The organism is Pseudoxanthomonas sp. LjRoot204_2 (genome assembly GCF_056175765.1).
On sequence record NZ_JBGFFG010000674.1, the window covers coordinates 1 to 1234 of the forward strand.

Genomic DNA, 1234 nt, shown 5'->3' on the forward strand with positions numbered 1-1234 from the left:
ATCGGACACCGCGACCAGCACGTACTGACCCGGCGCGATACCGGGGTTCGCTTCCACGTACCCATGGTCGAGGTAGCAGTTGGCGGTTTCCACCGTGACGCGGCCGCCTTCCGGCATCGCGTCGCGCGCATTCACGGCGAGATTGAGGATCACGTTCTCCAGCTGGTTGGGATCGGCGTGGGTTCGCCAGAGACCGCCGGCGAGCACGGTTTCCAGCTGCACGTCGCCCCCCAGCGAATGGGTCAGCAGGTCCGACATGCCGGCCACCAGCTTGTTCGCGTCCAGCGACTCGGGTTGCAGGGGCTGCTGACGCGAGAACGCGAGCAACCGCTGGGTCAGCTGGGCCGCACGACGCGCCGCTTCCATCGCGATGTCCACGTAGCGCCTGGCACGCGCATCCTCCGGATCGAGCCGGCCGGCAAGCAGATCGAGCGGGCCGATGATCGCCGCCAGCATGTTGTTGAAGTCGTGGGCGATGCCGCCGGTCAGYTGSCCCACCGCYTCCATCTTCTGGCTCTGGCGCAGGGCATCCTCCACGCGCGTGCGCTCGGCCACTTCCTCGGCGACGCGGCTCTCGAGTCGTTCGTTGAGTTCCCTGAGTTGCGTTTCGGCGGCTTTGCGGCCCGTGACGTCGATCGCCACGCCCACCACCCGCGTGCAACGGTCGCCATCGAACAGGCCCCGGCCCTTCGCGGCCACCCAGCGCGTCACCCCGTCCTCCTTGCCGACCGTGCGGTACTCGACGTCGTAGAGCGCCCGCTGCGCGGGATCGGCCGCGGCGGCGAAGGCCACGCTGGTCCGTTCCAGGTCTTCCGGATGCAGGCCTGCGTAGAAGTCCTCCAGCGAACAAGGCACGTGCGGCGAAATGCCGAACATGGCCTTCGTCCGCGGCGGCCAGATGAGCAGGTCGTTGACCAGGTCCACATCCCAGAAGCCGATGTCGGATGCCTCGGTGGCAAGGCGAAGCCGCTCTTCGCTCTCTGCCAGCGCGGCCTGGGCGGCCTTGCGGGCGCTGAGATCCAGCATTGCGCCGATCATGCGGACCGGCTCGCCGGCGGATCCGCGCAGCACCGTGCCGCGGTCGAGAATGTCGGCGTATCCGCCATCGGCCCGACGGAACCGGTACTCATCCGTCCATGCATCGCCGCCGTGATCGATCACCGCATGGATGCCCTCGCTGACCCGCTCGCGATCGTCGGGATGGATGTTGTCCAGCCACCATTGCGCACTGCTC

General features: G+C 68.0%; 1 protein-coding gene. It reads right to left on the bottom strand.

The features are described 5' to 3' along the window. On the bottom strand, positions 1 to 1234 hold a 1234-nt coding region (locus AC04L7_RS19000; protein WP_475513745.1), incomplete at both ends, for a PAS domain-containing protein.